Source organism: Pseudomonas lini (assembly GCF_030812475.1).
GTDB classification, from domain to species: Bacteria; Pseudomonadota; Gammaproteobacteria; order Pseudomonadales; family Pseudomonadaceae; genus Aquipseudomonas; species Aquipseudomonas lini_A.
Window position 1 is genome coordinate 695,709 of record NZ_JAUSSR010000001.1, and the last position, 25,065, is coordinate 720,773.

Sequence of the window (25,065 nt, forward strand, 5' to 3'; positions counted from 1 at the left end):
AAGGCACCGCCCCGATCAACACTCAGGTCGGACAAGTCTCCCGACCGTTATCCAGCCCCTGCTTGTAGCTGTGGCTCACCAGGCTGGCCTTGCCGTTATGCCAGGTCAGCGTGAGCACATACAGCGAATCGTAGTCGCTGGACTCCCAGTCATCGGTGATGTTCTGTTTCTTGCCGACCGCTTCGCCGGCAACCTTGTTGATCAACTCCGGCAGGTAGCCGTGGGACCAGGCGGTGTAGATGACCGAGTTGTGGTACTTGTCGTGCAGCAGTTCATCGGCCAGGTCGCTGGTGTCGTTGGCCGAAAAATTGATGTTCACCGGCAAGCCGAGCTTGATGGCACTGGGGCTGATGGTCATCAAGGGGCGGATATAGCTGTAGGAATTGTCCAGCTCGCCTTCCTCGACATTGCGCGTCGGGTTGGCGGCAAACACGTAATTGGCCTTGCCGAATTTTTCCGGCAGCAAGGTGGCCAGGTCGATGGCGCGGTTCAAGCCCTGGCAATTGAGCTGGCCCAGGCCGCCGGCGGGTTTTTCCGCATGGCGCAAGAATACCAGGGTCTGGGTGCCATCCGCCGGTTGGGCGCGGCTTTCACTGGACTCCAGCGACAGGAACAGCGCGCTCACAGCCAGCAAGGAGGGCAGGAATACGTACGCGCGATGCTTGAAGCGTTTGGCGAATTTCAAAAGGTTCGTCATGTGTATGGGTAATCTTCGGCGCATTCGGTTAAGGCTGACAAACCTCTACACCGCGAGCTTCCGGGGCTGCGAGTGTTTTCCATGTCATGGGGGCGGTGCATTGGAGTCCCCTGAGCCCATTTGGTTCATCCGGGCGAGTGCAGCACTTTAGCGGCAACTTCAAACGGATTGGAGCAAAGGATATCAACAGGATGTTGCGGATTTATGGACAGGGTACATCCGTTGCACGGTGGCCAATGCGCCGATCTTTCGATCTTGCTCATCAGCAATATTGATAAAGCCAAAAGTTCGTAACCTTCGCCAACGCCTGCATTATGATCAACGGTCTCAATTTTGCCGTGGATTCTCCCCCATGACCGATCTGTCCGCGTTCCCGATTACCCGCAAATGGCCGGCCCGATACCCCGAGTGGATCCAGCTTTACTCCTTGCCGACCCCCAACGGCGTCAAGGTCTCGATCATGCTCGAAGAGATCGGGCTGCCTTACGAACCGCATCGGGTGGGCTTCGATACCAACGATCAGTTTTCCGCCGAATTTCTGTCGGTGAACCCCAACAACAAGATTCCCGCCATCCTCGACCCCCACGGACCGGATGACCAACCGCTGCCGCTGTTCGAGTCCGGGGCGATTTTGATCTACCTCGCCGACAAGAGCGGGCAATTGCTGGCCCAGGAGTCGGCCGCCCGTTACGAGACGATCCAGTGGCTGATGTTTCAGATGGGTGGTATCGGACCGATGTTCGGCCAGGTCGGCTTTTTCCACAAATTCGCCGGCAAGGACTATGAGGACAAGCGTCCACGGGACCGCTACATCGAAGAAAGCAAACGCTTGCTCAAAGTGCTCGACGAACGTCTGGAAGGGCGCGACTGGATCATGGGCGAGCGCTACACCATCGCCGACATTGCGACGTTCCCCTGGGTGCGCAACCTGATCGGCTTCTATGAAGCCGGGGATCTGGTGGGCATCAAGGACTTCGCCAATGTCACGCGAGTGCTGGAACGCTTCCTGGCGCGGCCGGCGGTGATACGCGGGCTGGAGATCCCCAAGCCGATCTCAAATTGACCCCGGACCTGTACGAGCCGGCTTGCTGGCGAAGGCAGTGGGTCAACCGATACATGTGTCGACTGACACACCGCGTTCGCCGGCAAGCCAGCTCCTACAGGGGGTTGTGTTGATGCCGATGATTGTTGCCGTTCCGGTAACGCAGTCTTGAACGTTCAACGTTTGTGCCCTGCGCCTTGCAGGGCATAAGCTTCACCCCCTACGACTTTCGTCTCACCCGCCGATTTTTCAGGAACCCCCATGTCCAGTCAGTTCCCCGAAGCACGTCCACGCCGTCTGCGCCGCAATGCGAGCCTGCGCAGCCTGTTCCAGGAAACCGAATTCAGCTTGAACGACCTGGTGTTGCCGATTTTCGTCGAGGAAGAAATCGATGACTTCGTGCCGATCAAGAGCATGCCCGGGGTGATGCGGATTCCGGAATCCAGGCTGGCGGGCGAGATCGAGCGCTACGCCCGGGCCGGGATCAAATCGGTGATGACCTTCGGCGTATCCCACCATCTGGACAGCAGCGGCAGTGACACCTGGCGCGACAACGGCCTGGTGTCGCGCATGGCGCGCATTGCCAAGGATGCGGTGCCGGAAATGATCCTGATGTCCGACACCTGCTTTTGCGAGTACACCGACCACGGTCATTGCGGCGTGGTACATAACCATGAAGTCGACAACGACCAGACCCTGGTCAACCTCGGCAAGCAAGCCGTGGCCGCCGCCCGGGCCGGGGCCGATGTGATTGCCCCGTCAGCCGCCATGGACGGCCAGGTCCGGGCCATTCGCCGGGCGCTGGATGAGGCGGGTTTCAGCCAGGTCGCAATCATGGCCTACTCGACCAAGTTCGCTTCGGCGCTCTATGGACCGTTCCGTGAGGCGGGTGGCAGTGCGCTCAAGGGCGATCGCAAAAGCTATCAGATGAACCCGATGAACCGCCGCGAAGCCGTGCGCGAATCGCTGATGGACGAGCAGGAAGGCGCCGACGCGCTGATGGTCAAGCCGGCTGGCGCGTACCTGGACATCATCCGCGACATCCGCGAGGCGTCGCGCCTGCCACTGTCGGCGTATCAGGTGAGCGGCGAGTACGCGATGATCAAGTTCGGCGCACAGGCCGGGGCGATCGATGAGGATCGGGTGGTGCGTGAGAGCCTGGGGGCGATCAAGCGGGCGGGGGCGGATCTGATCTTCACCTACTTCGCGATGGACCTGGCGCTGGCCGGGATCTGACGATCACCATTCGCGATGGACCTGGCGCGGTCTAACAATCGCCACAACCCTTGTAGGAGCCGGCTTGCCGGCGAAAGCGGTGGGTCAGTCAATACATGCTTCGACTGACACTCCGCCTTCGCCGGCAAGCCGGCTCCTACAGGGGTCAGTGGGGCAGTCAATATATGTGTCGGCTGACACTCCGCCTTCGCCGGCAAGCCGGCTTCTGCAGGGGTCAGTGGTGAATCAGGGAGATCCAAAATACGGCCTGATCCCATGATCCCGGAAATACCGCTCGATCACCTTCGGATCGGAGCACGTCTCGGCTATCGCTACATAGGTATCCGGCCGCAACAGATAAAACCCGCTACGCCCCAAACCCGCCGCTTCAAACGCCGGACGCCAGCCAAACACATGCAACGGCAAGTGATGTTCGTTGCACCAGGCGATCATTTCATCGCTGGTATCGCCGTACACGTGCACCTGCCAACTCATGCACTTGAGCGATTCGAAATTGTCCCCCTCACCGTCGTGGGCCCAGGGCAACCGGTCGCCGCCATGAACATGCCCGGCCACGCCCTTGCTCAACGGCATCGCGCGATAATCGAGGGTGATTTGCGACACCGTGCGAAAGAGGAACTCGCGGCTCGTTTCCAGTGAAGCCACCTTGGGCAGCAGGAACGGCGCGACCCGTGTGCGCAACAGGTCGGCCAGGCGTCCTTCGGCGGTGACGAAGCTGAACACCCGGTCGGTAGTGGCCACCAGTTTGCGGGCAAATGCGATGCGCTCCGGTTCATAAGTGTCGAGCAGTCCGGCCTGGGCGCCACCGTTCAGTACCGCGGCAAGTTTCCAGGCCAGGTTGATGGCATCGCCGATACCGGTATTCATGCCCTGGCCGCCTGCGGGGCTGTGGACGTGAGCCGCATCACCCAACAGAAACGCGCGCCCGGTGCGAAAGTGATCCGCCACCCGATGGTGCACACGATAGGTCGAGAACCAGTTCAGTTGCTCGACTTGTACCTTCATGTGTTCGATGGCACGGCTGCTGACGTCTTCGAAACGCAAGGTTTCAGCCTGCTCGGCGCGTTCATCGCGCACCGTACCGATCAGCCGGGCACGACCTTCACCGGCCAACGGAAACACCGCGAGAAAATCCGCCTCGTCGAGATCCACGTGCAATTCGCCGTTGAACGCCGGTCCATTGCCTTGCACATCGGCGACGTAGAAGATCTGCTGATAAGTGCCGCCGGGAAAACCGGTGTCGAGAGTCTTGCGCACAATCGACCGGGCGCCGTCGCATCCGGCAAGATAACAGGTCTGGCAGCTTTCCAGCTGGCCATCCGGCAAGCGCAGGCGGGCGGTGATGCCGTCGCCGGTTTCCTCGAAACCCTCCAGCTCGGTATTGCGCTCGACCCGGATGCCGAAGGCTTCCAGGCGTTCTATCAGCAGCCGCTCGTGTTCGTCCTGCGGGTATATTTCGAGGAATGCGTAGGGGGTCAGGCCCTCGCCGATGCTGCCCAGGGGCAAGCGCACCACCGGTTCGCCCTTGACCCAGAAGTTCGCCGCGCCGACCCGATGGCCGTTCTGCACCACGGCCTGGCTGAGGTCGAGCTGGCGATACAGTTCCAGCGTGCGGGCCTGCACCGCCAGTGCCCGCGACGTGGTGCCGGGGCTCGACGACTTGTCGATGATCCGCACGCGGATCCCCAGTTTGCTCAGCCACAACGCCAGTACCAGTCCGGTCGGGCCGGCACCGATGATCAGTACGTCGCTACGGTTCATGGGCCTGTGCTCCTCGATGTGTGGAGCAAGTATGGTCCAGTCCGGGCATGGGGGTACGTCCCAGTCGGCCGAGGCATTGAACTGGAAGGTCGGCACACCGATGGCGTGGTTGCCTGTAGGAGCGAGCTTGCTCGCGAAGAACCTGAGAGCGCCGCGGGGTGTCAGGTTTCCAGCGTTATCGTTGACCTCCATCGCGAGCAAGCTTGCTCCTACAGGACAATAACCTCTCGCCCCATGGTAAGTACCTGTAGAGGGAACAGTGCCTTCTCGGCACAGTCATAGCCTGCGCCATGCCTTTGATCGTATGGTTAACCCGGCTCAACGGATTTGATGGAGCATCATGCAAGCCAATCGATTGATCATGAGTATCGCCGCATTGCTGGTGCTGGCCGGTTGCGGCACTCAACGCATCCAGGAGCCACCGGCGCGCAAGCCCGCCGAGGTCAGGGCCGAGATCGTGCGCTTGCTGCCGGCCAAAACTGTCGACCGCCAGGGCTGGGCTACCGACATCCATGCAGCCTTTGCCGCCCAGAATATCTACCCTTCCACACAAAACCTGTGTTCGGTACTGGCGGTCACCGAGCAGGAGTCGACCTTTCAGGTGGATCCTCCGGTGCCGGGCCTGGGCAGGATCGCCCGCGAAGAAATCGATCGCCGCGCCGCCAAGGCCCACATCCCCGGCCTGCTGGTGAGCGGTGCGTTGCAGGTGAGTTCCAGCAACGGCAAAAGCTACAGCGACCGCCTGCAAGCCGCGCGCAGCGAAAAAGAGCTCAGCGCGATATTCGATGATTTCATCGGCATGGTGCCCATGGGCCGTACCCTGTTCGGCGGTTTCAACCCGGTACACACAGGCGGGCCGATGCAGGTCAGCATCGATTTCGCCGAGGAGCAGGCGCGGGATTATCCGTACCCGGTGGACGGTTCGATTCGTCGTGAAGTGTTCAGCCGTCGCGGTGGCATGTATTTCGGCATCGCCCACTTGTTAGGTTATCCAGTGAGCTACAAGCAGCCGCTGTACCGCTTCGCCGATTTCAATGCCGGGTGGTACGCCAGCCGCAATGCCGCGTTCCAGAACGCGGTAAGTCGTGCGACGGGCATCCCGCTGGCGCTCGATGGCGATCTGGTGCGCTACGATTCGATCATGCCCGGCACCACGGAACTGGCGGTGCGCACCCTTGGCAAGCAACTGGGCATGCGTAATCCGAGCATCCGCAATCAGCTGGAGGAGGGCAAAAGCCTCGAATTCGAGAATACCGAACTCTACCGGCGGGTTTTCGAGCTGGCCGAACAGGCCGAGGGGCGTTCATTGCCGCGCGCGGTGTTGCCGGGCATCGTCCTGCAAAGCCCGAAAATCACCCGCAAACTCACCACGGCATGGTTTGCCAAACGGGTCGACGAGCGTTATCAGCGGTGTATGGCGCGGGCGAAATGACGATCAGAAGATCGCAGTCATCGGCAGCGTCCTGAAACATCATCTGCGTATCGCCGAATGGTGGAAAACGCCAACCCTGTAGGAGCCGGCTTGCCGGCGAAGGCTGCCTCGAGCCTCATCGCCCATGAGGACGCCTTCGCCGGCAAGCCGGCTCCTACAGGGTTTGGTATCTCCGCCTGGTCGTTGTCGTGCATACACATTCCGCGGGCCGCGAGCTTGGCGATTGGCCGGGCAGCGCATGCGCCCCGGATTATTGCCGGCTCCCCTGCGCACTTCTACACTTGAGCGGGCAATGTTCGTGTAATCGAAGTGGAACGAGGGCGGGTGAGCGCGCCTCTACTGACTATATTCTTGTCTCGCCAGGGGAGCCGCACCATGTACCAGCTCTACGGACACCAGAACTCCGGCGCAGCCGCGATCGAAGCAGCACTTGAGCTCTGCGAGATCCCTTACCGCTTCATCGACGTCGAATCGTCGCCGCAAGACGCCATGGCGCTGGAGAAACTCAACCCACTCAAGCAGATCCCGACCTTGCAACTGCCCGATGGCAGTACGCTCACCGAGAGTGCCGCGATCCTGATTCACCTGGGGCTCACCTTTCCCGATTCGAAGCTGCTGCCGGAAAAGCCTGCCGAGCGCGATCAGGCCATCCGTGGCCTGACATTTATCGTCAGCAATTGCTATGCGGCCATTGGCATCATCGATTACCCCGAACGCTGGTTGGCCCAGGCGGATGAAGCGTCCAGGCACAATCTCATGGCCGGCGCGCGCAAGCGCTTGCACTGGAGCTGGGAGGTGTTTGCCGATCAGTTCTCGGGCGAGTTGTACCTGGGCGATGAAAGCCCCAGAGCCCTGGATGTGCTGGCCGCGGTGGTCAGTCGGTGGGCGGGCAGCCGCGAGCATTTGCGCAGTACCCGGCCGGGGTTTTTCACCTGGCTGGAACGGATCGACCGGCATCCGACGCTGGCACCTGTGTTTGCGCGGCATTGGCCGGCCTGAGAACACCACCATTCCCCTGTAGGAGCGAGGCTTGCCCGCGAACAGGCCAGGTCAGTCGACATCGATGTTGTATGTCAGTCCGCCTTCGCGGGCAAGCCTCGCTCCTACAAGGGTTATGCGGTGTCAGTGGTTATTCCCCGCGAATATACTGCTCCAACTGCCGAATCAGCTCAGCCTGTTCGGCGATGGCTTCCTTGACCAGGTCGCCGATCGACAACAAGCCGATCAGCGTACCGCCTTCCACCACCGGCAGGTGCCGCAGGCGTCTTTCGGACATGATGCCCATGCAGGTTTCCACGGTTTGTTGGGTGTCCACGGTGATGACCGGTGACACCATTATGTCCTCGACCGGCGTACCGACGGACGAACGGCCTTTGAGCACCAGTTTGCGCGCATAGTCACGCTCGCTGATGATGCCGATGACCTCGCCATTCTTCACGACCGGCAATGCACCGACGTTTTTCGCGGCCATGACCATCAGCGCTTCCAGCACCATTTGATGAGGGGCAATGGTATGGACTTCCTGATTTTGCTGGGCCTTTAACTTGAGCAGTTGGGCGACGGTTTTCATGGCGGTTTCTCAGGTGTTGTCGTTGTCCTTGAAGAATCGTAGACCCGGGCGCGCAGAGCAAGGCAGAAAGCGGCAGATAACGCGCAAAAAACGCCATTCGGCGGTTTTTCTTTGGCGATCGTTTGTTTTAGCTCAACTCCAGCCATATCGGCGCATGGTCCGACGGTTTTTCCATCCCGCGCAGTTCGTAATCCACGCCCGCATCCTTCACCCGGGGCAACAAGCCGTGGGACGCCATGATCAAGTCGATGCGCAACCCGCGCTTGGGCTCATCTTCAAAGCCGCGGCTACGGTAGTCGAACCAGCTGAAACGGTCGGCGACCTCCGGGTTGAGGTGACGGAAGCTGTCCACCAGGCCCCAGTTCTTCAAGCGCGCCATCCACTCGCGCTCTTCGGGCAGGAAGCTGCATTTGCCGGTTTTCAGCCAGCGTTTCATGTTGTCCGCACCGATCCCGATGTCGCAGTCTTCCGGTGAAATGTTCACGTCGCCCATCACCACCAGCGGCTGATCGTTGCTGAACCGGCTTTCCAGCAATTGCTGCAAGTCGCCATAGAAGCGCTCCTTGGCTGGAAACTTGGTGGGGTGGTCGCGGCTTTCGCCCTGGGGGAAATAGCCGTTCATGATGGTCACCGGCACGCCGTTGGCATCGGCGAACGTGCCCCAGATGAAGCGGCGCTGCGCGTCTTCGTCATCGGTGGCGAAACCCTTGTGCAGCGCCAGGGGTTCTTTGCGCGAGAGCAGGGCTACACCGTAGTGGCCCTTTTGCCCATGGAAATACACGTGATAGCCCAGAGCCTGGACTTCGGCCAGGGGGAATTGTTCGTCGTGGACCTTGGTTTCCTGCAGCCCGATCACGTCAGGTTGATGCTTCTCGATCAGCGCCGCCAGCTGATGCGGGCGAGCGCGCAGCCCGTTGATGTTGAAGGAGACGATCTTCATGGTCGGCAGTCCTGGCAAAAGGGCGATGCTAGCTGACATGGAGGGATGGGGCCAGTCTGGGTGAAGTGATTAGTCTGGCAGGATGGCTTGTGTTGCACCTACACTGATTTGGATCAGCACGGAACTGTGCAGGCGCTGCCAGGCTCGTAACAAAAGAACGCAGCTTTTTGCGCTGCGCCCCGGAGAGATCAACCGTTATGCCCGAAACCTCGACCGCCATCGCCGATATCCACATGCTCGACAGCGGCTATTCCCGCGAAGCCCGATCCTTGTTGTACCAGGCTTATCGGCACGAGCCGACGTTCGGCTATCTGTTCGAAGCGGAACGCCCCGGTTATGAACAACGGGTCCGCGCCACGGTGCGCGAACTGGTCAAGCAACATTTTCTGCAGGACTTGCCGGCCATCGGCCTGCTGGTCAACGACCGGTTGATCGGCATCGCCCTGATCGCACCGCCGCAACGGCGCCTGGGTATCACCGAAAGCTGGGCCTGGCGCCTGCGCATGGTGCTCAGCACCGGCTTCCGCTGCACCCGCCGCTACCTCGAATATCACGATGCGGTGATGGCGTGCGTGCCGTCTGACTCGGTGCACCTGCTGCCGTTGCTGGGGATTCATCCACAATTCCAGGGCAAGCACTTCGGCGAACAACTGCTGCAAGCGGTGCATAACTGGTGCGCGGTGGACGAACATTCCCAAGGCGTGGTCCTCGATACCGGGAATCCTCGCTATCTGGAGTTCTATAAGCGGCAGGGCTATGAGGAAATCGGCGAAGTGGCTGTAGGACCGATCCGAGAGCACGTATTTTTCCACGCCAATCCCCAGGTGTTACAAACCGCAACGGCATAACGGTAGAACTTTCTCGCAAAGCGACGCTCTATCACGCTCCCAAGCTCGTGATAGCATCCGCGCCTATGAAGTTTCCAGGAAGATTTACCAGCGGCGCGCTGATGCTGATCACCAGCTGCGCGGCGCTGGCGCAAAGTGAATTGGATGTGCGGATCAAACCGTCCAACGATGAACTCAAGGCCAATATAGAGGGCTATATCGGCATTCTCGGCGATCGTGACGAGGAAGCCTTGCTGCGCTTCAGTCGTGGCGCCGAGGAGCAGGCGCGCAAGGCCGCCCAGGCCCTGGGTTATTACCAGCCTCAGATCGACAGCGACGTGAAGGGCGGCAAGACGCCGCGCCTGGTGCTGAACATCGATCCCGGCGAGCCGGTGCATTTGCGCAACGTCACCGTGCGCGTCGAGGGGCCCGCGGCCTCTCTCAAATCCTTTCGCGTGCCCAAGAGCGCCGCACTCAAGACCGGCGCGGTGCTCAATCATGGCCACTACGAAGACGCCAAGCGAATGATCCAGAACCAGGCGTCGCGCTACGGCTTCTTCAGCGGGCGCTTCACCAGCCAGAAGCTGGCGGTAGACCCCCGGGCCGGCGTGGCCGACATCGAGTTGGTCTACAACAGCGGCCCACGTTATTCCCTGGGCAAGGTCAGTTTCGAAGGCGACACCCCCTTTGACGAGGACCTGTTGCAACGCATGGTGCCGTTCAAGGCGGGCGCCCCCTATGACTCCGAACTGATCGCCGAACTCAACCAGGCACTGCAATCGAGTGGCTACTTCGAGGGCGTACGGGTCGATGCGGCGCCGACAGCGTCCAAGGACAACGTGATTCCGGTGGACGTCAAGCTCGACACTCGCAAGCCGCGGACCATGGGCCTGGGCGTGGGCTATTCCACCGATGTCGGCCCACGGGTCAAGGCCAACTGGACCCGGCACTGGGTCAACCCCCAGGGGCACAGCTACGGCTGGGAAACCGAAGTTTCGGCGCCACGGCAAAACGTCGGGCTGTTCTACGACATTCCGCTGGACCCGCCGCTGACTGACAAACTGCGCTTTGCCGGCGGCTATCAGTATGAAGAAATCGCCGACAAGGACAGCCTGAGCAAGCTGCTGACCCTGGGACCTGAGTGGCACAGCAAGTTGCCCAGCGGTTGGCAACGAGTGGTGTCGCTCAAATGGCAACGTGAAGAGTACCGACTCGGCGACGACTCGGGGCTCAGCACATTGCTCATGCCCGGCGTCAGTTATTCCTATCTGAAAAGCGACAACCGTATAGACCCGCACAACGGCTATCGCCTGGCCTTCGAAACCAAGGTCGCCAAGGAAGGGTTGGGTTCAGACACCAATCTGCTCTACGGCACGGCGCTGGTGAAGGGCTTGACCACGGTCTTCGACAAGCACCGCTTGCTCGGTCGGGTACAGGTCGGCGGCAGCGCGACCAACGGCTACAAATCGGTGCCGCCGTCTTTGCGGTTCTTCGCCGGTGGCGATCAGAGCGTGCGCGGTTACGACTATCAGAGCCTGTCCCCGGAAAACTCCAACGGCGATCGCATTGGCGGTCGTTACATGGTGGCCGGCAGCGTCGAGTATCAGTACTCCGTCGCTGAAAAATGGCGGGTCGCGACCTTCGTTGACCAGGGCAACTCCTTCAATACACTTGAACTGCCGAACCTCAAGACCGGCGTCGGTATCGGCGTGCGCTGGGTGTCGCCGGTGGGGCCGATTCGCCTCGACCTGGCTCACGCGGTAGAGGACGGCGGCTTTCGACTGCACTTTTCCATGGGGCCCGAGCTGTGAAGCGTGGTTTGAAAGTAACGCTGCTGGCGATCCTGGCGCTGTTGATGCTGGTCGTGCTGACGCTGGCCACGGTGCTGGGCACGGTGACCGGCAGTCGCTGGGCGCTCGGGTTCGTGCCGGGTCTGACCGTGGAGAATTTTCAGGGGCGTCTGGGCGGGCAGTGGAGCGCCGATCACGTGCTGTGGCAGCAGGACAGCAGCCGGGTCGAACTGAGCAAGGCGATTTTCGCCTGGTCGCCGTTATGCCTGACGCGCATGACCTTGTGCATCGAGCAACTGAAGGCCGATCAGGTCAGCCTGCAATTGCCCCCGGGCGAGGAAGAGGAGAGCAGCGCCCCCATTACGCTCCCGGACCTGACACTGCCACTGGCGATCGAGTTGGGCGATGTCCAGGTCGGCAGTCTGCTGTTCAATGGCAGCGAAGCGCTCAGGGGTCTGCAACTGGCAGCGCACTGGACCGAAAAAGGTTTGCAGATCGACTCCGTGCATCTGCAACGCGATGAACTGAGCCTGAATCTTTCCGGCCTGCTGCAACCCGCTGGCAACTGGCCACTCAAGGCCGAAGGCAAACTGACCCTGCCATCACCGGGCACCGAGCCCTGGGCGCTGGCGCTGAATGTCGACGGCGACCTGCTGAAAACCCTTAACCTGAAAGCCGACAGCAGCGGCTACCTTAACGGACAACTGACCGGCGAACTGCAACCGCTGGTGGCAAACCTGCCGGCCAAGGTGCGCATCACCGCCGATGGCTTCAAGGCCGGCACCGACCTGCCGGACACCCTGCAACTCAACCAGCTGGAACTCACCGGCGACGGCAACCTGAAACAGGGTTACCAGCTGCACGGCAAAGCCACGCTGCCCGCCGAGAAAGGCCCGGTCGCGTTGCTGCTGCAAGGCAAGGTCGACGCCAACGGCGCGCAGATCGCCGGACTGGACCTGACGGCCAACGATAAGCAAAGCCTCAAGCTCAGTGGACAACTGGACTGGAGCAAAGGCCTTAGTGCCGAGGCGAAGATCGACTGGCTGGATTTCCCCTGGCACCGCCTCTACCCGGTGATCGATGAACCGGAAGTGGCCTTGCGCAGCTTCAACGGTGAAGTCTCCTACACCGACGGCAAATACCTCGGCAACTTCAAGGCCGCGCTGGATGGTCCGGCCGGGGCGTTCAGCCTGAACAGCCCGTTCGCCGGCGATCTGACGAAAATCTACTTGCAACAAATCCAGCTCGAAGCCGGGCAGGGAAAGGCTCAGGGTCACCTGAACCTGCAATTTGCCGATGGCATTGCCTGGGACACCGCGCTGGACCTGTCGGCGATCAATCCGGCGTACTGGGTCGCGGAGTTGCCGGGCACCCTGGCCGGACCGTTGCGCAGCAAAGGCGAGCTGAAGAATGAAAAGCTCAGCCTGAATGCCGACCTGGACTTGAAAGGCAAACTGCGCGGCCAACCGGCAGTGATCCAGGCCAAGGCCGACGGCGGCGGCGAGCAATGGAACCTCAGTGCGCTGCAGATCCGCCTGGGCGACAACAGCATCAACGGCAAGGGCAGCCTGCAACAGAAACTTGCCGGCCAGATCGACATCAAGCTGCCGCGCCTGGCGCAGCTGTGGCCGCAACTGCGCGGTCAACTCAACGGCCGGGTCGATGTCGCCGGCTCGCTCAAGGCACCGCAAGGCAAACTCGGGCTGCAAGGTACGCAGCTGGCGTTCGAAGACAATCGCCTGCAGAGCCTGAACCTGGATGCGACGCTCGACAGCGCGCAACGGGCGAAAATCGATCTCAAGGGCAGCGGCATCCGGGCCGGTGACACTTCGCTGGGTACGCTGACCGCCAGTGGCCAGGGCGATATCAAGAACCAGAAACTGACCCTCGACCTGCAAGGGCCACAGCTGAAACTGGCGCTGGGTCTTGACGGTGCGCTGGACAAAGGCAACTGGCGCGGACGCCTGGCCAGTGGCGATATCCAGGCCGGTGGCCAGGACTGGAGGCTTCAAGGCCCGGCTAAGCTCGAACGGCTGGCGGACGGCAAGATCAACTTCGGCGCTCATTGCTGGAAGTCCGGCCCGGCCAGCCTGTGCGGTGAAGACCAGCGCCTGATGCCGGAACCGAAGCTGCGTTATCACCTCAAGCAATTCCCGATCGACAGCCTGGCGCAGTGGTTGCCCAAGGATTTTGCCTGGAAGGGCCGGCTCAACGCTGACCTGCAACTGGACATGCCTGCCAGCGGCCCGAACGGTCAAATCAGCATCGATGCCAGCGGTGGCACGCTGCGCGTGCGCGAGAAAGAACAGTGGCTGGACTTCCCGTACCAGACCCTGAAACTGACAAGCAAACTCACGCCCAAGCGCATCGACACCGACCTCAACTTCGTGGGCGGCAAGCTCGGCGAATTGATGGTACAGGCGCAAATCAATCCGTTGCCCAAGGACAAACCGCTGACCGGCTCTTTCCGTCTGACCGGGCTGGACCTGTCCGTGGCACGGCCGTTTGTGCCCATGGTCGAGAAAATGACCGGGCGCTTGAATGGCAGCGGCACGATTTCCGGTGCATTGCTGGCACCGCAGGTCAACGGCAGTCTGCTGCTCAGCGACGGCGAGATTTCCGGGCCGGAACTGCCGATGGAGCTAGAAGCCTTGCAGGTGCGGGCGCTGATTGCCGGCGAAACCGTGCAATTGGACGGCAGCTGGAAAAGCGGCAAGAACGGGCAGGGCAGCTTGAACGGCGACATCGCCTGGGGCCAGGCACTGGTGGTGGACCTGGTGCTCAAGGGCTCGCAATTGCCGGTGTCCGTCGAGCCATATGCCAAGCTGGAAATGGCGCCGGACCTGAAGATCTCGATGAAGGACGACAAACTGTCGGTTGCCGGCAAAGTACGGGTGCCCAAGGGGGAAATCACCGTGCGCGAGTTGCCGCCGTCGACGGTCAAGGTCTCCGATGACACGGTGATCATCGGCCAGCAGACCGAAGAGGGCAAACCGCCGATGGCCATGGCAATGGACATCGATGTGGTGGTGGGCGAAGAAAAACTCAGCTTTGCCGGGTTTGGTCTGACCGCCAACCTGCAAGGGCATGTGCACATCGGCGATAACATGGACACCCGCGGCGAGCTCTGGCTCAACGACGGACGTTACCGTGCTTATGGCCAGCGGCTGACAGTGCGCCGGGCGCGTTTGCTGTTTGCCGGGCCCCTCGACCAGCCGTACCTGGACATCGAAGCGATTCGCCAGACCGACGACGTGATCGCCGGCATTCGCCTCAGTGGCAGCGCCGAGCAGCCGAACACGCAAATCTTCTCCGAGCCGGCCATGAGCCAGGAACAGGCGTTGTCCTATCTGGTGCTGGGCCGTCCGATCAGCACCACGGGTGAAGACAACAACATGCTCGCACAGGCCGCCCTCGGGTTGGGCTTGATGGGCAGTTCGGGGGTGACCGGCGGCCTGGCCAAGAGCCTGGGCATTCAGGACTTCCAGCTCGATACCGAGGGCAGCGGCAACGAAACCAGTGTGGTGGCCAGCGGCAATATCTCGGAAAAACTCAGTTTGCGTTACGGGGTTGGGGTGTTTGAGCCGGCCAACACCATTGCGTTGCGCTACAAGCTGAGCAAGAAGGTCTACCTCGAGGCTGCGGGTGGTGTAGCCAGTTCGCTGGATATCTTCTACAAGCGGGATTTCTAGCCCCGCGTTCCCTCTGAAACCGAGTCGCTTCCTTCGCTGGCAAGCCAGCTCCTACAGGTCCGTGTGTATCGCGCGATCCATGCAATCGACATGATCAGGTGATCGACGGGATCCATGTGATTGACACGATCCCCTGTAGGAGCTGGCTTGCCAGCGAAAGCAATCTATCAGCCCCGCAAAACCTACTTAAAAACCCTTTTTCAACCCTCACCAAACTCACCTGCAAAACACCTTTCATCAACAAAAATAGCTAGCAACCTAACTATTACGTTGACATTCGCTGCCTAGGCAGTAACATCTGGACATACATTCTCTGCCTAGGCAGCTAATTGGTGGCCAGATGAAGCATTTCACCCCGGACGAATTCCACACGTGCCATCTCGGTCTCCTGCTCGGGCGCGCGGCGCTGCTCAAGGACCGGATCATCGACACCCACATGGAACCTCACGGCATCACTGCCGCGCAGTTCAAGGTGCTGATCATCATGGCCCAGTTCGGTGTCGATACCCCGGCCGAACTCTGCCGTCACCTGTCCCTGGACAGCGGCTCGATGACCCGCATGCTCGACCGCCTGGAACAGAAAGGTTTCCTCGCCCGCCAACGTTCCGAGGCGGACCGCCGTCAGGTGCAGCTGGTGCTGACCGAAGAGGGGCAGAAGCTCGCCGACCGCCTGCCACACATCGGCGCCGATGCCATGAATGAACTGGCCGGCGCCATCACCCCGCAAGAACTGAAAACCCTGGAACAGATCCTCAAGAAAATCCTGGTGGCTGCCGGTGACTCGATCACCCTGCTGCGGGTAGGTGACAAATGAACAGTAAAACTTTGCGCACCGGCTTCAGCCTGGTGCTGTTGGCCATGACCCTGGCCGGTTGCGCCAGCTACAGCGGCCTGAACACCGAAGGCGTCAGCCTCGAAGCGAAAAACCTCAAGGCCGGGCAATCCCTCGGCGGCGTGACCTTGTCGCCGGCGGCCTGGCCGAAAAGCGACTGGTGGAAAAGCCTTGGCGACCCGCAGCTCGACGGCCTGATCCGCGAAGCCTTGCACGACAGCCCGGACATGCAAATCGCCGACGCCCGCGCCCATCAGGCCAGCGCCGCCGCTTACGCCGCCGACGCCGAGCGCATGCCAACCCTCGATGCCAGCGCCGGCGTCAGCCGCTCGCGCCTGGCACGGGATCAGGACCCGAACGGCCAGGGCGATGCCTACTCCACCGTGCGCAACATCAGCGCCGGTTTCAATTACAACTTTGACCTCTGGGGCGGCCAGCGCGACGCCTGGGAAGCCGCATTGGGCCAGGCCCGGGCCGCCGAAGTCGATCAACAGGCGGCGCAGTTGACCCTGGCGGCCGACGTCGCCCGCGCCTACAGCGATCTGGGGCAGGCGCACATCGTCCATGATCTGGCCAGCGAGGACCTCAAGCGCACCCGGCAGATGCTCGACCTGAGCCAGCGCCGCTTGAGTTCGGGGATCGACAGCCAGTACCAGTTCCAGCAGACCGAAAGCCTGGCCGCCACATCCGAAGCCAGCCTGATCGACGCCGAAAAACGCCTGCAAAGTGCGAAAATCGCCTTGGCCGTCTTGCTCGGCAAAGGTCCTGACCGGGGTAATGAAATTGCCCGGCCAAAGATCCTCCAGCCCAGCGCCGTGGCACTGCCATCGGTACTGCCGGCCGAGCTGCTCGGTCGTCGTCCGGACCTGGTGGCGTCGCGCTGGCGGGTCGAAGCGGCGAGCAAGAACATTGACGCCGGCAAAACCCGTTTCTACCCCAACCTCAACCTGAGCGCCGCGGCCGGTGCCGAGTCTTTGCTGGGCGATGCGATGTTCGGTTCGGCCAGTCGTTTCTTCAATATCGCGCCGACGATCTCCGTGCCGATTTTCGATGGCGGCCGACTGCGTGCCGATCTCGATTCCCGGGACGCCGATTACGACCTCGCGGTGGCGCAGTACAACAAAAGCCTGGTCAAGGCCCTGGGCGATGTCAGCGACACCATCAACCAGTTGCGTGATATCGGCCGGCAGATCGGTGCCCAGCAACACGCCACCGACATTGCCCAGCAGTCATACGACACCGTGGTCCAGCGCTACGGTTCCGGCATCGGCAACTACCTGGACGTGCTCAGCATCGAGCAGCAACTGCTCCAGGCCCAGCGTCAGCTGGCGAGCCTGAATGCCGAGCAGATCGACCTGTCGATCCAACTGATGCAGGCGCTGGGTGGCGGTTTTCAGGGCGACACCCTGACCGCAGCCAATCAGACCCCAGCCACGCAGCATAACTAATTCAAGGTATTCGTCATGGCTACTGCCGATACAACTCAAGCCCCTGACACCTCTCAAGACGCGAGCAATCAGCGCAAGCGCAAAGTCATGCTGGTGATCCTGGCGCTGGTGGTGATACTCGCCGGCCTGGGCGTCTGGGGTTATCACGAACTCTACGGACGCTGGAACGAGAGCACCGATGATGCCTATGTGAACGGCAACGTGGTGGAAATCACCCCGCTGGTCACCGGCACCGTCGTCAGCATTGGCGCCGACGATGGCGACCTGGTCCATGAAGGCCAGGTGCTGATCAACTTCGACCCGAACGATGCCCAGGTCGGTTTGCAAAGTGCCCAGGCCAACCTCGCCCGCACCGTGCGCCAGGTGCGCGGCTTGTACAGCAACGTCGACGGCATGAAAGCCCAGGTCAATGCGCAACAGGCGGAAGTGCAAAAGGCCCAGGACAACTTCAACCGCCGCAAGAATCTGGCGGCCGGCGGGGCGATTTCCCAGGAAGAACTGTCCCACGCTCGCGACGACCTGACCTCGGCGCAAAACGCCCTGGCCAACGCCAGGCAACAGCTGAAAACCACCAGCGCCCTGGTGGACGACACTGTGGTCTCGTCGCATCCGGATGTGATGTCTGCAGCCGCACAACTGCGTCAGGCGTACCTGAACAATGCCCGCAGCACCTTGATCGCGCCGGTCACCGGCTATGTCGCCAAGCGCACCGTGCAACTCGGTCAGCGGGTGCAGCCGGGCACGGCGCTGATGGCGGTAATCCCGCTGGATCAGCTGTGGATCGACGCCAACTTCAAGGAAACCCAGTTGCGTGACATGCGCATCGGCCAGCCGGTGGACATCGAAGCCGACCTGTACGGCAGCGACGTGAAATACAGCGGCACCATCGACAGCCTCGGCGCTGGCACCGGCAGCGCCTTTGCCCTGCTGCCGGCGCAGAACGCCACGGGTAACTGGATCAAGATCGTCCAGCGCGTGCCGGTGCGGATCCACATCAACGCCGAAGAACTGGCCAGCCACCCGTTGCGGGTCGGCCTGTCGACGCAGGTCAATGTGAACCTGCATGACCAGAGCGGCCCGGTGCTGGCACAACAGCCGCCGCAAAAGGCTTCGTTCAGCACCAGCGTTTATGACCGGCAGTTGGTCGAGGCCGACGAAATGATCGCCCGGTTGATCCACGACAACAGCGCGGCGGTCAGCAAGACCGCGCAACGCTGATTGGCCATCACACCGAACCTGTAGGAGCAAGCTTGCTCGCGATGGCGGATTAACATTCAACATATTTGTCGATTGATCCACCGCTATCGCGAGCAAGCTCGCTCCCACAGGATCAGCGGCGCCTGTTGAAAGGGGCCGCGCCTGCCCAGTTTCAAAGGATCCGCGATGAGCAATAACGCGTCTTTCACGCCGCCCAGCCTGCTGCTCAGCACCATCGGCCTGTCGCTGGCGACCTTCATGCAGGTGCTCGACACCACCATCGCCAACGTGGCGTTGCCGACGATTTCCGGCAACCTCGGCGTGAGCTCGGAGCAGGGCACCTGGGTCATCACCTCGTTCGCGGTGAGCAACGCGATTGCGCTGCCGTTGACCGGTTGGCTCAGCCGGCGTTTCGGTGAGGTGAAGCTGTTTCTCTGGGCGACCATTCTGTTTGTGCTGGCCTCGTTTCTCTGCGGTATTTCGACTTCGATGCCGGAACTGATCGGCTTTCGCGTGCTGCAAGGACTGGTCGCCGGTCCGTTGTACCCGATGACCCAGACACTGCTGATCGCCGTCTATCCGCCGGCCAGGCGCGGCATGGCCCTGGCGTTGCTGGCGATGGTCACGGTGGTGGCGCCGATTGCCGGTCCGATCCTTGGCGGCTGGATTACCGACAGCTACAGCTGGCCGTGGATTTTCTTCATCAACGTGCCGATCGGGATTTTCGCCGTGATGGTGGTGCGCCAGCAACTCAAGGCACGTCCGGTAGTGACCAGTTATCAGCCGATGGATTACGTCGGGTTGATCACGCTGATCATCGGCGTCGGTGCCTTGCAGATGATCCTCGACAAGGGCAACGACCTGGACTGGTTCGAGTCGAACTTCATCATAATGGGTGCGGCCATTTCGGTGATTGCACTGGCGGTGTTCGTGATCTGGGAAATGACCGACAAGCACCCGGTGGTCAATTTGCGGTTGTTCGCCTATCGCAACTTCCGTATCGGCACCATCGTGCTGGTATGCGGTTACGCCGGATTTTTCGGGATCAACCTGATCCTGCCGCAATGGCTGCAGACCCAGATGGGCTATACCGCGACCTGGGCCGGGCTGGCGGTGGCGCCGATCGGCATTCTGCCGGTATTGATGTCACCCTTTGTCGGCAAGTACGCGCACAAGTTCGACCTGCGGTTGCTGGCCGGCGGCGCGTTCCTGTGCATCGGCTTGAGTTGCTTCATGCGTGCCGGGTTCACCAATGAAGTGGATTTCCAGCACATCGCCCTGGTGCAGCTGTTCATGGGCATCGGCGTGGCGCTGTTCTTCATGCCGACCTTGAGCATTCTGATGTCGGACCTGCCACCGAGCCAGATCGCCGACGGCGCCGGCCTTGCGACTTTCCTGCGAACCCTGGGCGGCAGTTTTGCCGCGTCGCTGACCACCTGGATCTGGATTCGCCGGGCGGACCAGCATCATGCCTATATGAGCGAAAGCATCAGCACCTATGAGCCGGCGACACGGGATGCGCTGAATGCCTTGGGCGGGGCGGGTAATCAGGCTTATGCGCAGCTGGACCATGTGCTGACCAGTCAGGCGTACATGCTCTCCACCGTGGATTACTTCACGTTGCTGGGGTGGGGGTTCATGGGCTTGATCCTGCTGGTGTGGCTGGCAAAACCGCCGTTCGCGGCGAAGGCGGGGCCTGCGGCCTCCGGCCACTAAGCCAACCACAAAACCCCTGTAGGAGCGAGCCTGCTCGCGATGGTGTGTCAGTCGACACCCCTGTAGCTGATACACCATCGCGAGCAGGCTCGCTCCTACAGGTGATTTGTGTTCGGTAGTTAGATTGTGGGTGCCGCCAATTGCGGCGGCGGGGCGAAGTCGAACGGCGCCAACGCAAACCCATTCTCATCCACCTGCAACGCCCAGCCCTGGCGATTCCAATCCCCCAAAACAATGCGCCTGGCCGCCTGCTCGCCGATCTGCAGCTTGTGGATGGCGGGGCGATGGGTATGGCCATGGATCAAGGTCTTCACGCCATGGGCCTGCATGACCCGCGGCACTTCTTCCGGCGTGACATCGACGATGTCATTGGCCTTCATCCGCACCTGGGCCGTGCTTTCACTGCGCAGCTTGCGCGCCAGTTTCTGCCGGGTGCCCAGGGGCAAATGGCGCAGGATGAACAAGGTCACGGGGTTACGCAGGTAGCGTCGCAACTTCATATAGCCGACATCACGGGTGCAGAGGCTGTCGCCGTGCATCAACAGCACCGGCTCGTCGTAAAACTGCACGACACTCGGGTCCTTCAATAATGTGCAGCCGGCCTGTTTGCAAAAGGCCTGGCCAAGCATGAAGTCACGATTGCCGTGCATCAGGAAAATGGCCGTGCCGCTGTCGCTGAGGTCGCGCAGGGCCTGGCAGATGGACCGCTGGAAGGCGGTCATGGCATCGTCGCCAATCCACGCTTCGAAAAAATCGCCCAGGATGTACAACGCACTCGCCGAGCGGGCGCGCCCGGCAAGCAAATCCAGAAACGCCCGGGTTATGTCCGGGCGCTCCTCTTCCAGATGCAAGTCTGAAATCAGCAGTATCACCCAATGATCTCGGCTTTCTCGATGATCACGTCTTCTGCTGGCACGTCCTGGTGGCCGGACTTCATGGTGGTGGAAACACCCTTGATCTTGTCCACTACGTCTGTGCCGGCAACGACTTTGGCGAATACCGCGTAGCCCCAACCCTGAGTGGTCTTGGCGCTGTGGTTCAGGAAGCTGTTGTCAGCCACGTTGATGAAGAACTGGGCGGAAGCCGAATGTGGCTCCATGGTGCGGGCCATGGCGACGGTGTACTTGTCGTTCGGCAGGCCGTTGTCGGCTTCGTTCTGGATGCTTGGGCGCTTGTCTTTCTTTTCTTTCATGCCTGGCTCGAAACCGCCGCCCTGGATCATGAAGTTACCGATGACGCGGTGGAAAACGGTGTTTTCGTAGTGACCGGCTTTGACGTACTCGATGAAGTTGGCAACGGTCAGCGGTGCCTTTTCAGCGTTCAGTTCCAGGACGATGTCGCCATGGTTTGTTGTCAGTTTGACTTGGGTCATGATGGTGGACTCTTTATGGGAGATGCGTTATCTGAGAATTCGTGGGTTTTGGGGCTGTGCAGCCCTCAACCGGTCCGGCCAATGTTGGCCAAGGTGCGCAGTTTAGCGCGACAGACGCGAATTTCGAGGCCGTTTTTCATTTGCATCCGATTAAATGCAGCCGTTTTCGGGCCTGCTCTGTCAGCGACTTGACAGCATCGGCTATGATAAGCCCCTTTGATTTATAACAGCCGCTTTGATTTGGCCAACTGGCCGCGCACTTGTACGTTCAAGGATCCTATGAGCAAGCCCACTGTCGACCCTACCTCGAATTCCAAGACCGGCCCTGCCGTGCCGGTCAATTTCCTGCGCCCGATCATCCAGGCGGACCTGGACTCGGGTAAGCACACGCAGATCGTCACCCGTTTCCCGCCTGAGCCCAACGGTTACCTGCACATCGGTCACGCCAAGTCGATCTGTGTGAACTTCGGCCTGGCCCAGGAATTCGGCGGCGTCACGCACCTGCGTTTCGACGACACCAACCCGGCCAAGGAAGACCAGGAATACATCGACGCGATCGAAAGCGACGTCAAATGGCTGGGCTTCGAATGGTCCGGTGAAGTGCGCTATGCCTCGCAGTATTTCGACCAGTTGCACGACTGGGCCGTCGAACTGATCAAGGCTGGCAAGGCCTATGTCGACGACCTGAGCCCGGACCAGGCCAAGGAATACCGCGGCACCCTGACCGAGCCGGGCAAGAACAGCCCGTTCCGCGATCGCTCCGTGGAAGAGAACCTCGACTGGTTCGCCCGCATGCGCGCCGGCGAGTTCCCGGATGGCGCACGGGTACTGCGGGCCAAGATCGACATGGCCTCGCCGAACATGAACCTGCGCGACCCGATCATGTATCGCATCCGTCACGCGCACCACCACCAGACCGGTGACAAGTGGTGCATCTACCCGAACTACGACTTCACCCACGGTCAGTCGGACGCCATCGAAGGCATCACCCACTCGATCTGCACCCTGGAGTTCGAAAGCCACCGTCCGCTCTACGAGTGGTTCCTGGAGAACCTGCCGGTTCCAGCGAACCCGCGCCAGTACGAGTTCAGCCGCCTGAACCTGAACTACACCATCACCAGCAAGCGCAAGCTCAAGCAGCTGGTCGATGAAAAGCACGTCAACGGTTGGGACGATCCGCGCATGTCCACGCTGTCGGGCTTCCGTCGCCGTGGCTACACGCCGAAATCGATCCGCAACTTCTGCGAAATGATCGGCACCAACCGTTCCGACGGCGTGGTCGACTTCGGCATGCTCGAATTCAGCATCCGCGACGACCTCGACCACAGCGCCCCGCGTGCCATGTGCGTATTGCGTCCGCTGAAAGTCGTGATCACCAACTACCCGCAAGGCCAGGTCGAGAACCTCGAACTGCCGTGCCACCCGAAAGAAGACATGGGTGTGCGCGTTTTGCCGTTCGCCCGCGAGCTCTACATCGACCGTGAAGACTTCATGGAAGAGCCGCCAAAAGGCTACAAGCGCCTGGAGCCGAACGGCGAAGTGCGTCTGCGCGGCAGCTACGTGATCCGTGCCGACGAAGCGATCAAGGACGCCGACGGCAATATCGTCGAACTGCGTTGCTCCTACGATCCGGAAACGTTGGGCAAGAACCCGGAAGGCCGCAAGGTCAAAGGCGTGGTGCACTGGGTGCCGGCCGCGGCCAGCGTCGAGTGCGAAGTACGCCTGTACGATCGCCTGTTCCGTTCGCCGAACCCTGAGAAAGCCGAAGACAGCGCCGGTTTCCTGGACAACATCAACCCTGATTCGCTGCAAGTCCTCACCGGTTGTCGTGCCGAGCCTTCGCTTGGCAACGCACAGCCGGAAGACCGTTTCCAGTTCGAGCGCGAGGGTTACTTCGTCGCGGATATCAAGGACTCGAAACCAGGTGCTCCGGTATTCAACCGTACCGTGACCTTGCGTGATTCGTGGGGCCAGTGATTCAAGGAACCTCTAAAGTGCTTTCGATCTACAACACGCTCACCAAGAGCAAAGAAGTCTTCAAACCCCTGGATGGCAACAAGGTGCGCATGTACGTCTGCGGGATGACCGTGTACGACTACTGCCACCTGGGCCACGGCCGCAGCATGGTCGCCTTCGACCTGGTGACCCGCTGGCTGCGCTTTAGCGGTTATGACCTGACCTACGTGCGCAACATCACCGACATCGATGACAAGATCATCAATCGCGCCCGTGAAAACGGCGAGTCGTTCGAAGCGCTGACCGAGCGCATGATCGCGGCGATGCACGAAGACGAAGCGCGCCTGAACATCCAGAAGCCGGACATGGAGCCGCGCGCCACCGGGCATATCCCCGGCATGCACGCGATGATCCAGACCCTGATCGACAAGGGCTACGCCTACGCCCCGGGCAATGGCGACGTGTATTACCGCGTCGCCAGGTTCATGGGCTACGGCAAGCTGTCGCGCAAGAAAATCGAAGACCTGCGCATCGGCGCGCGGATCGAAGTCGACGAGTCCAAGCAGGACCCGTTGGACTTCGTGCTGTGGAAAGGCGCCAAGCCGGGCGAACCGAGCTGGCCTTCGCCGTGGGGCGACGGGCGTCCGGGCTGGCACATCGAGTGCTCGGTGATGTCGACCTGCTGCCTCGGCGAGACCTTCGACATTCATGGCGGCGGCAGCGACCTTGAGTTCCCGCACCATGAAAACGAAATCGCCCAGAGCGAAGCGGCCACTGGCAAGACCTACGCCAACGCGTGGATGCATTGCGGCATGATTCGCATCAATGGCGAGAAGATGTCCAAGTCCTTGAACAACTTCTTCACCATTCGCGACGTGCTCGACAAGTACCACCCGGAAGTCGTGCGTTACCTGCTGGTGTCGAGCCACTACCGCAGCGCGATCAACTATTCGGAAGACAACCTCAAGGACGCCAAGGGCGCCCTCGAGCGTTTCTACCACGCGTTGAAAGGCCTGCCGAACGTGGCGCCGGCTGGCGGCGAAGCCTTTGTCGAGCGTTTCACCACGGTGATGAACGACGACTTCGGCACGCCGGAAGCCTGCGCGGTGCTGTTCGAGATGGTTCGCGAGATCAACCGCCTGCGCGAAAGTGATTTGAACGCCGCGGCCGGCCTGGCTGCCCGTTTGAAAGAACTGGCCAGCGTATTGGGGGTGTTGCAGCTTGAAGCGGATGACTTCCTGCAGGCCGGTGCCGAAGGGCGGGTTGATGCGGCGCAAGTCGACGCACTGATTGCTGCGCGTCTGGCAGCTCGTGCGGGTAAAGACTGGGCTGAATCCGACCGCATCCGCGACCAGCTGACCGCCATGGGCGTGGTGCTGGAAGACGGGAAGGGTGGGACGACCTGGCGTCTGGCGGACTGATTGCTGTGTTTGCTACAAAACAAAACCCGCCTTGTGCGGGTTTTTGTTTTTGGGTATGGAAGCGAATGCTGTATCGACAATGCTGACGCCTTCGCGAGCAGGCTCGCTCCCACATTTGATCGACGGTGTAGTTGAA

At 61.0% G+C, this 25,065-nt stretch carries 19 protein-coding genes; 13 read left to right on the forward strand and 6 right to left on the reverse strand.

The genetic code is table 11. The features are described from left to right. Nucleotides 1-22: 22 nt before the first annotated feature. Nucleotides 23-697, reverse strand: coding sequence for a histidine phosphatase family protein (locus J2W17_RS03140; protein ID WP_307329027.1), 675 nt, complete (start codon nucleotides 695-697; stop codon nucleotides 23-25). A 352-nt stretch (nucleotides 698-1,049) separates the two neighbouring features. Here J2W17_RS03140 and J2W17_RS03145 point away from each other — a divergent pair, with 352 nt between their 5' ends. Continuing rightward, a complete protein-coding gene (locus tag J2W17_RS03145) occupies nucleotides 1,050-1,760 on the forward strand; it encodes a glutathione binding-like protein (protein WP_307329030.1) in 711 nt (236 codons plus the stop codon). Between the two features lie 240 nt (nucleotides 1,761-2,000). After that, on the forward strand, nucleotides 2,001-2,975 hold the full coding sequence (gene hemB / locus J2W17_RS03150) for a porphobilinogen synthase (RefSeq protein WP_307329033.1): 975 nt from the start codon (nucleotides 2,001-2,003) through the stop codon (nucleotides 2,973-2,975). Between the two features lie 225 nt (nucleotides 2,976-3,200). Here hemB and J2W17_RS03155 read toward each other — a convergent pair whose 3' ends face one another. Continuing rightward, on the reverse strand, nucleotides 3,201-4,736 hold the full coding sequence (locus tag J2W17_RS03155) for an FAD-dependent oxidoreductase (protein WP_307329036.1): 1,536 nt from the start codon (nucleotides 4,734-4,736) through the stop codon (nucleotides 3,201-3,203). Between the two features lie 340 nt (nucleotides 4,737-5,076). On the opposite strand from J2W17_RS03155, the gene J2W17_RS03160 reads away from it, so the two are divergent. Beyond that, entirely contained in the window at nucleotides 5,077-6,168 is a 1,092-nt protein-coding gene (locus tag J2W17_RS03160) for a DUF1615 domain-containing protein (protein WP_307329039.1), read from the forward strand. Between the two features lie 375 nt (nucleotides 6,169-6,543). Then, a complete protein-coding gene (locus J2W17_RS03165) occupies nucleotides 6,544-7,167 on the forward strand; it encodes a glutathione S-transferase N-terminal domain-containing protein (protein WP_307329042.1) in 624 nt (207 codons plus the stop codon). Between the two features lie 130 nt (nucleotides 7,168-7,297). Here the strand turns inward: J2W17_RS03165 and J2W17_RS03170 are convergent, their stop codons facing one another. Further along, nucleotides 7,298-7,738 (reverse strand): CBS domain-containing protein, encoded by a 441-nt coding sequence (locus tag J2W17_RS03170; RefSeq protein WP_307329045.1) that lies wholly within the window; start codon nucleotides 7,736-7,738, stop codon nucleotides 7,298-7,300. Nucleotides 7,739-7,865: 127 nt separating this feature from the next. Next, complete coding sequence (gene xthA / locus J2W17_RS03175) at nucleotides 7,866-8,678, reverse strand: exodeoxyribonuclease III (protein WP_307329048.1); 813 nt, start codon at nucleotides 8,676-8,678, stop codon at nucleotides 7,866-7,868. 197 nt (nucleotides 8,679-8,875) lie between these two features. On the opposite strand from xthA, the gene J2W17_RS03180 reads away from it, so the two are divergent. From J2W17_RS03180 to J2W17_RS03210, 7 genes are all read left to right on the forward strand, one after another. Then, the gene (locus tag J2W17_RS03180) at nucleotides 8,876-9,526 is read left to right on the forward strand and encodes a GNAT family N-acetyltransferase (protein ID WP_154977717.1); all 651 of its coding nucleotides are present in this window, start codon (nucleotides 8,876-8,878) and stop codon (nucleotides 9,524-9,526) included. Nucleotides 9,527-9,591: 65 nt separating this feature from the next. After that, complete coding sequence (locus J2W17_RS03185; protein WP_307329053.1) at nucleotides 9,592-11,316, forward strand: autotransporter assembly complex protein TamA; 1,725 nt, start codon at nucleotides 9,592-9,594, stop codon at nucleotides 11,314-11,316. Next, nucleotides 11,313-14,987 (forward strand): translocation/assembly module TamB domain-containing protein, encoded by a 3,675-nt coding sequence (locus J2W17_RS03190; RefSeq protein ID WP_307329055.1) that lies wholly within the window; start codon nucleotides 11,313-11,315, stop codon nucleotides 14,985-14,987. The genes J2W17_RS03185 and J2W17_RS03190 overlap by 4 nt, the downstream gene beginning before the upstream one ends. A 340-nt stretch (nucleotides 14,988-15,327) precedes the next feature. Further along, on the forward strand, nucleotides 15,328-15,801 hold the full coding sequence (locus tag J2W17_RS03195) for a MarR family winged helix-turn-helix transcriptional regulator (protein WP_307329058.1): 474 nt from the start codon (nucleotides 15,328-15,330) through the stop codon (nucleotides 15,799-15,801). Beyond that, a complete protein-coding gene (locus J2W17_RS03200; protein ID WP_307329061.1) occupies nucleotides 15,798-17,267 on the forward strand; it encodes an efflux transporter outer membrane subunit in 1,470 nt (489 codons plus the stop codon). Before J2W17_RS03195 ends, J2W17_RS03200 begins: the two co-directional genes overlap by 4 nt. A 15-nt stretch (nucleotides 17,268-17,282) precedes the next feature. Beyond that, nucleotides 17,283-18,485, forward strand: a complete 1,203-nt coding sequence (locus J2W17_RS03205) for an HlyD family efflux transporter periplasmic adaptor subunit (RefSeq protein ID WP_307329064.1) — start codon at nucleotides 17,283-17,285, stop codon at nucleotides 18,483-18,485. A gap of 165 nt (nucleotides 18,486-18,650) precedes the next feature. Further along, entirely contained in the window at nucleotides 18,651-20,180 is a 1,530-nt protein-coding gene (locus J2W17_RS03210; protein ID WP_307329067.1) for a DHA2 family efflux MFS transporter permease subunit, read from the forward strand. 119 nt (nucleotides 20,181-20,299) lie between these two features. On the opposite strand, the gene lpxH is transcribed toward J2W17_RS03210, so the two are convergent. Then, nucleotides 20,300-21,052, reverse strand: coding sequence for a UDP-2,3-diacylglucosamine diphosphatase (lpxH, locus tag J2W17_RS03215; RefSeq protein ID WP_307329071.1), 753 nt, complete (start codon nucleotides 21,050-21,052; stop codon nucleotides 20,300-20,302). Beyond that, nucleotides 21,049-21,552: a peptidylprolyl isomerase gene (locus J2W17_RS03220; RefSeq protein WP_150746626.1), complete on the reverse strand. Its 504-nt coding sequence runs from the start codon at nucleotides 21,550-21,552 to the stop codon at nucleotides 21,049-21,051. Before J2W17_RS03220 ends, lpxH begins: the two co-directional genes overlap by 4 nt. 279 nt (nucleotides 21,553-21,831) lie before the next feature. Between J2W17_RS03220 and J2W17_RS03225 the strand changes: the two genes are divergently transcribed. Continuing rightward, nucleotides 21,832-23,529, forward strand: a complete 1,698-nt coding sequence (locus J2W17_RS03225) for a glutamine--tRNA ligase/YqeY domain fusion protein (protein WP_307329076.1) — start codon at nucleotides 21,832-21,834, stop codon at nucleotides 23,527-23,529. A 17-nt stretch (nucleotides 23,530-23,546) separates the two neighbouring features. Then, nucleotides 23,547-24,929, forward strand: coding sequence for a cysteine--tRNA ligase (gene cysS / locus J2W17_RS03230; protein ID WP_307329079.1), 1,383 nt, complete (start codon nucleotides 23,547-23,549; stop codon nucleotides 24,927-24,929). The last annotated feature ends 136 nt before the right edge of the window (nucleotides 24,930-25,065 follow it).